5 protein-coding genes are annotated in these 6,445 nt (G+C 73.4%); 3 read left to right on the top strand and 2 right to left on the bottom strand.

Translation table 11 applies throughout. The features are described 5' to 3' along the window. Nucleotides 1-148 precede the first annotated feature (148 nt). Nucleotides 149-1,402: an MFS transporter gene (locus ACWGE1_RS39295; protein ID WP_453425265.1), complete on the bottom strand. Its 1,254-nt coding sequence runs from the start codon at nt 1,400-1,402 to the stop codon at nt 149-151. A gap of 602 nt (nt 1,403-2,004) precedes the next feature. Here ACWGE1_RS39295 and ACWGE1_RS39290 point away from each other — a divergent pair. From ACWGE1_RS39290 to ACWGE1_RS39280, 3 genes are all read left to right on the top strand, one after another. Further along, nucleotides 2,005-2,748, top strand: coding sequence for a phosphatase PAP2 family protein (locus ACWGE1_RS39290; RefSeq protein ID WP_453425264.1), 744 nt, complete (start codon nt 2,005-2,007; stop codon nt 2,746-2,748). A 113-nt stretch (nt 2,749-2,861) separates the two neighbouring features. Further along, nucleotides 2,862-4,397, top strand: coding sequence for a carboxylesterase/lipase family protein (locus tag ACWGE1_RS39285; RefSeq protein WP_453425263.1), 1,536 nt, complete (start codon nt 2,862-2,864; stop codon nt 4,395-4,397). Between the two features lie 86 nt (nt 4,398-4,483). Continuing rightward, nucleotides 4,484-5,491: a LacI family DNA-binding transcriptional regulator gene (locus ACWGE1_RS39280; protein ID WP_453425262.1), complete on the top strand. Its 1,008-nt coding sequence runs from the start codon at nt 4,484-4,486 to the stop codon at nt 5,489-5,491. A gap of 18 nt (nt 5,492-5,509) precedes the next feature. On the opposite strand, the gene ACWGE1_RS39275 is transcribed toward ACWGE1_RS39280, so the two are convergent. Next, nucleotides 5,510-6,232: a hypothetical protein gene (locus ACWGE1_RS39275; RefSeq protein ID WP_453425261.1), complete on the bottom strand. Its 723-nt coding sequence runs from the start codon at nt 6,230-6,232 to the stop codon at nt 5,510-5,512. Nucleotides 6,233-6,445: the final 213 nt, after the last annotated feature.

Here is a 6,445-nt window from a genome sequence, read left to right as displayed (position 1 = left end):
GGGGGGGCCCCCGTTCTTACCGGGTTTGCTTCACCGGGGTGGCTGTTGGGGGGTCTGGGTTCTTGGGGTTGGGGGGGGGGGGCCCCGGGGGGCCCCCCCCCCGGGGCGGCCCCCCCGCCGGAGCTGTGGACGGGCCCGGGGGAGGAGGTCAGCGCACGCTGCGGATCGGGAGGATGGCGAGCGCGCCGACCAGCGAGAGGGCCCCGCCGACGAGGAAGAGCGGGGTGTAGCCGCCCAGGCCGGTGACGACGGCCGAGGCGACGAACGGGGCGATGATCTGCGGCCCCGCGTTCGCGATGTTGAGGACGCCCATGTCGCGGGCGGCGTCCTCGGCGCGCGGGAGGACCAGGGTCACGAGCGCGGTGTCGACGGCCATGAAGCAGCCGAAGGCGAGTCCGTTGAGCGCGCTGAACACGAGCATGCCGGTCCAGGTCGGGCTGATCACGGGGACCACCATGACGAGCCCGGCGAGGGCGGCCGACACGCCGACGAACACCTTGCGGCGGTTCCAGCGGTCGGACAGCAGACCGCCCACCACGGTGGAGACGGCCATCGCGACCATCGAGACCGGGGTCAGGACGGCCATCGCGGCGGGCGGGGTCAGTCCGTCGGGCAGCGCGATGTGGTCGCCGAGGATGTACAGCTGGTAGCCGACGACGGAGAAGTAGCCGAGGACCATCAGGGCCCGGCCGATGAAGGCCCAGCGGAAGTCGTGGTTGGCCAGGGCCGAGAGGAAGGCGGCCAGTTGGGCGCCCCGGGGTCTGGCGGGAGCGGCGGCGGCCTCCTCGGCGCGCGGTACGTCCCGGCAGAAGAGGGAGAGCAGCAGCGCGGACCCGGCGACGACCGCGCCGAGGACGAGGTAGCCGGTGCGCATTTGGTCCGCGGTCTGGGAGGCGATGAGCACGCCGGCCGTACCGCCGATGGGCAGACCGAGCCCGACCAGCGCGGACGCGGTACCCCGGCGGGCGGCGGGGATCCGGTCGGGCACGATCGCGGTGACCGCCGCCTGGAAGACGTTCATGGTCGCCTGGATCAGGCACCAGCCGATGCCGACGAGCAGCGCGGTGCTCGCACTGCCCAGGAGCGCCAGGCAGAGGAGCGAGGCCAGGCCGCCGCCCAGGATCCAGGGGTTGCGCCGTCCGCTGCGGTCGGAGAGGGCGCCGGCGATGGGATTGAAGGCGGTGGCGAAGACCGCGCTGATGCCGCCGATCAGGCCGAGTACGGCGACCTTGTCGTCCGGGGCGATCGAGGCGATGTGGGTGGGCAGCAGGACGGAGCCGACGCCCATGTAGAGCGCCATCATCGCGGAGTTGGCGACCAGCAACAGGGGCAGGAGAGCGCGCCGGGGGGCGGTTTCCCCGGTCGGGGGGACGGACGGTTCGACGACTTCGGGCGTGGCCATGACGACTCCTCGGGGGACGGAGCGGGGAGGTGGCGTGCGGGGAAGAGGGGGGCGGCCCATGAGCGGGCGCCGGGCGGCGTTGTCGCCGGGGGTGCGGTGGCGGACGCCGTTCGTAACGTGATGTTGTTACACGTGTCACCAAGTGCGGTGGACACTGTGTAGCACCCATTTCCGGGCTCCGCCAGAGCCTGCGGCGGGTCGTTGTGCAGATCGTGACCGACGCATGGGTCGACATGGCAAGACGTGTAACCACCACTTTGCGGCCATCGCGCACGGCAAGAATGTCGAGAAGCCCTCTTGCTCTTGTGGCGGTCGTGACGAATCGGCAATACTCCGTGCCGCACCGCGACGACCCGGCGGCCGGAGGGCTTCGAGCCCCGGCGGCGCCGGGTGGTTCCCCGCGGCCCCGTGCGCCTCCTGCCGTGATCCCGCGACCCTCGGCCGCATCCCGCCGCGTCCCGCTCCCTCACGCTCCCCCTCTGCTCCTGCGTGCTCCCCCTCCCCGCTCCCTCCTCCCCCTCCCCGCTCCCCCCGTTCCGCGCTCCCGTGCCTGCTCTCCGCGTGCCCCCACCGCCTGGGGAGACGACCGTGAAAGGCCCGCCATGTTCCCCTCGCCCTCCTCGGTGCCGCCGTCCCGGCCGCCCCTCCCGATGCGCCCGCCCCGGCACCACCTTCCTGCGGCCCCGCCGCGTCATGCGCTCGGCCTCGGGATCGCTCTCCTGCTCCTGGTGCTCCTGGCCGGGCTGCTGCTCCGGCTGGACCCCAGCCCCTTCTTCCAGGGGCTCGACGACCGCTGGGCGGCCTCGGTCAACGACTCCGCCGCCGCGGGATCCGCGGGATCCGACGGGCCGGGCGCATTCGTCACCGTCCTCGACCGGCTCGGCGGCCCGCTCGGCATGGTCCTGCCGCTCCTGCTGATCGGCTGCCTCTGCGTCTACGGGCGCTGGCGCTCGGGGCTGTTCGTCTTCGTGGTCACCGTCGTCGCCAACCTCGTGGTGCTCCTGCCCCTCAAGCAACTGGCCGACCGGCCGCGGCCGCCGCATCCGTGGGTCCTGGTGAACGACGGCTCGTACCCGTCCGGGCAGGTGTTCGGCGCCGTGACGCTCGTGATCGCCGTTGCGGTGGTGGTGTTCCCGCCGCGTGCGCGACGCTGGTGGTGGGCGTTCGGCGCGTCGTACGTCCTCGCCATGATGGGGAGCCGGACCTGGCTCCACGCCCAGTGGCTCAGTGACACCTTCGCCGGAGTGCTCGTCGGCGTCGGAGCCTGTCTCGTGCTGTGGCGGATCTTCGCGCCGCTGCTGGAGGTGGAGGCGGAACGGATGGCCTCCAACAGTCTGTGGCTGTGAGGAGCGACCCGGAAGCGCCGGATATCGTGAAGCGTTGACGTTCGACAAATTCACGCCATATTCTCGGTCGGGTGGCGCGCACCGAGCGCGCGGCAGCGAGGAAGGAACGGCTCATGCCCCACTCCCCAGGTCAGGACCCGACGGCGGTGGACCTGCCCGCAGGCCGCCTGCGCGGCGCGACCGAGGGCGGCGTCACGGTGTTCCGTGCCGTGCCCTACGCCGCCCCGCCGGTCGGTGACCTGCGCTGGAGGCCCGCGCAGCCGCACGCCGGCTGGAGCGGCACGCGGGACGCCACCGCCGACGGCCCGAGCGCGCCGCAGATGTACATGGAGGGCGGCGACCCGGTGCTCGGCGGGCACGGGTCGCCCCCCTTCGACGAGGACTGCCTGACCCTCAACCTCTGGACGCCCGCCGCCGACGGGGACCGGCGCCCGGTACTGGTCTGGATCCACGGCGGCGGCTTCGTGTCCGGCTCCGGCTCGCTGCCCGGCTACTCCGGCGAGACCTTCGCGCGCGACGGCGACCTCGTCGTCGTGAGCATCAACTACCGCATCGGGCCCCTGGGTTACCTCTACCCCGGAGAGGGGGACGGGGGCGACGGGGGCGGCAACTTCTGGCTCACCGACCAGCTCGCCGCCCTGCACTGGGTGAAGGAGAACATCGCCTCCTTCGGCGGCGACCCGGACTGCATCACGGTCGCCGGACAGTCCGGCGGCGCGGTGTCCACCGCCGCCCTCGCCGGCCACCCGCAGGCCGAGGGCCTGATCCGGCGGGTGATCCTGCAGAGCCCGCCCTTCGGGCTGGACCTCCCCGGTCCGGACGCGTATCTGGAGCGCACCGCCGCCTACCTGGAGCTCGCCGGCGCCAAGGACCTGGAGGAGCTGCGCACACTGCCCTGGCCGGAGCTGATCGCAGCGGGCGCCGGACTGTTCGCGCAGACCGTGCGGTGGGGCTACTGGCCGACGCCCTTCCTGCCCGTGATCGACGGAGTCACCCTCCACGACCACCCCGTGCAGGCCCTGCTGGGCGGAGCGGCGGCCGGCATCGACGTCATGATCGGCTGGACGCGGGAGGAGGCCAACTTCGGGTTCGCCCTCGACGAGGGGTACGCCGCCGCCACCCGGGAGGAGGTGACCGACCGGATCGCGAACACCTTCGGGAGCGAGGCCGCGGAGGGCGTGTACGCGGCGTACGAGCGGGCCCGGCCCGGGGCGCGTCCGGCCGATGTCCTCATGGACCTCATCACCGACGAGCTCTTCCGGGTGCCGGCGGTGCGGCTGGCCGAGGCGCGCGGCGCGTCGGACCGTCCCGTTTGGGCCTATCAGTTCGACCTTCCCACCCCGGCGTACGAGGGCCGGCTCGGGGCCGCGCACTGCCTCGAACTCCCCTTCGTCTTCGACAACTTCGACCAGTGGTCGCACGCACCCTTCCTGGCGGGCCTCGCTCCCGCCGTCCGCGACGGCCTCGCGTACGCCATGCACCGGGCCTGGATCGCCTTCGTCCGCACCGGTGACCCCAACCACCCCGACCTGCCGCAGTGGCGCCCGTACGACACGCGGTCCCGCACCACGATGCGCTTCGACTCGGTCGTGACCGCCCTCGACGACCTCGCGGGCTCCTCCAGGCTCCTGCACACCCCGACGCCCTGATTTGACTCGTGTAACCTGAAAAGGGAGGAGCCGCCCGAGCAGAACCCCCGAGCAGAATCCGAGCAGAAGGAGCGTCGAGGGACGTCATGGCCAAAGACACACACGTCCCCGCATCCGTCACCAGCGCCGACGTGGCCCGCCTCGCCGGGGTCTCGCGCGCCACGGTCTCCTTCGTCCTCAACGACACCCAGGGCCACCGGGTCAGCGCGAGCACCCGCGCCCGGGTGCTCGACGCGGCCAAGCAGCTCGGCTACGTACCGCACGCCGCCGCCCGGTCCCTGCGCGCCGGCCGCAGCAACCTCGTCCTGATGCCCGCGTCGATCTCCGCGATAGGCCGCCTGGTCAGCGACTGGGTGGACGACCTGCACAGCGAGCTCGACCGCTTCGGCTACACGGCCGTGCTGCATGCGGGCCGCTTCGCCGACCCCCTCGACGCCGCCCGGGCCTGGGCCGAACTGCGCCCCGCGGCCGTCGTCGCCCTGGACGGCGACCGTTTCACGGCCCAGGCGGCCGAGGTGCTGGGCCGCGCGGGGGTGCGCGGCCTGCTGGCCTTCGCGGCCCACCCCGTCGAGGGAGTGCACACCATCGGATTCGACCACACCCGGATCGGCGCCACCGCGGCCGAACACCTCATCGCGCGCGGCCGCACCAGGATCGGCGTGGTCATGCCCCAGGAGCGCGGCCTCGGCACCCTCGCCGAGCCGCGCCTCGCGGGCGCCGAGTCGGTCGCGGCCCGGCACATGGCCACGGTCACCCCGGTGGAGCTGGCCTACACCAGGGAGTCCGCGAGCGCCCTCGCCCGGCGGTGGCGCAGCCTCGACCTGGACGCCGCCTTCACCTACAACGACGAGTACGCCGCCCTGCTGCTGCACGCGCTCCGGGCCGAGGGCATCGCCGTACCGGACGAGGTCGCCCTCGTCGGCTGTGACGACCTCGTCCTCTCCGCGCTCCAGCAGCCCGCGCTCACCACGGTCCGGCTGGACCTGCCGTCGGCCGCGCAGATCGCGGACGCCGTGCACGAGCTGATCGAGACCGGGACGGCGGCGCCGGTCCCGGCCGTGAAACCCGTCCTGGTCCACCGCCTGACGTCCTGAGCCACGGCCGGCCGCCGCTCACATGACGGGGCGGTTCGCGGCCGTGTACGCCTCGGCGACGGTGAAAACGCTGGCACAGCGAGGGCACTCCGCCCGTCCGAACAGCCGGGTGATCCCGTCGGCCAGCACGTCCCGCCCGTCGCGAACGGCGGTTTCGTACATCCACCGCCCGGTGCCGGACAGATCTTCGGGGGACGCCGGCCGCAGCGCGCGCCGCTCCACGTCGCCCAGCTGCCAGTGACGGATCGCCGAGTGGCGTCCGTGCGCCCCGAAGGCGATCGTCACCTCCACGGGGCAGTGCGGGCAGCCGACCTCGAGGGAGGCGTCCGGGGAGTCCGTGAGGACGGCCGCCCAGTGGTACTGCTGACGGGTGGCGAGCCGGTCGAGGAAGGCTTCGAGGTAGTGCTGCGGTCGTGACCGCAATTCGTGGTCCAGCAGCGTGCCGAGTTCGCTGACGGCGGCGGCGCAGTCCTCCACCAGATCGTCGCACCCGTGGCTCGCTGCCGCGTACCGCACGATCCTGCCGGCCAGCCTCCGGGCCCGCCCGCTCCCGGGCGCGAGGCGCACCAGACGCGGCAGCGCGGCGAAGCTCGCGGGGAACGCGAGGGGAGCCCCGACGATCAGCCGGCGCTCCAGCTCCTCCCATGCGGCAGCGTCGTCCCCACGCTCGACGTGACGCAGGAGCGCGGGAACGCGATCGACGTCCCCGCGGCTGTCGTACATCTGTGCCCAGTTCGCCACCCGGCTATTCCATCGCATCCGCGGTCCGCGGCCGTGCGCGGGCCGGCATGCCGAACACCGCCGCCCTTCGCGTGCGCTGCCGAAGCCGGGGCCCTCGTGGTGACGGCCCCGGCCGGCCGGGCGGCGGACCGGACTCACCGGCGGCGCGCTCGGTTCATGCGGCGCTGGCACCGGCACCTGTGCTCGCGCCCGCGGCCGCCCCCCGGCGGTCGT

The organism is Streptomyces sp. NPDC054932 (assembly GCF_053610205.1).
This window is presented reverse-complemented; position numbering and strand designations above follow the sequence as displayed.

What these genes read in the sequence shown, in the direction of transcription:
- ACWGE1_RS39280 (WP_453425262.1), top strand. Translation starts at nt 4,484, where the DNA reads ATGGCCAAAGACACACACGTCCCCGCATCCGTCACCAGCGCCGACGTG.
- ACWGE1_RS39290 (WP_453425264.1), top strand. Translation starts at nt 2,005, where the DNA reads ATGTTCCCCTCGCCCTCCTCGGTGCCGCCGTCCCGGCCGCCCCTCCCG.
- ACWGE1_RS39285 (WP_453425263.1), top strand. Translation starts at nt 2,862, where the DNA reads ATGCCCCACTCCCCAGGTCAGGACCCGACGGCGGTGGACCTGCCCGCA.
- ACWGE1_RS39295 (WP_453425265.1), bottom strand. Translation starts at nt 1,402, where the DNA reads ATGGCCACGCCCGAAGTCGTCGAACCGTCCGTCCCCCCGACCGGGGAA.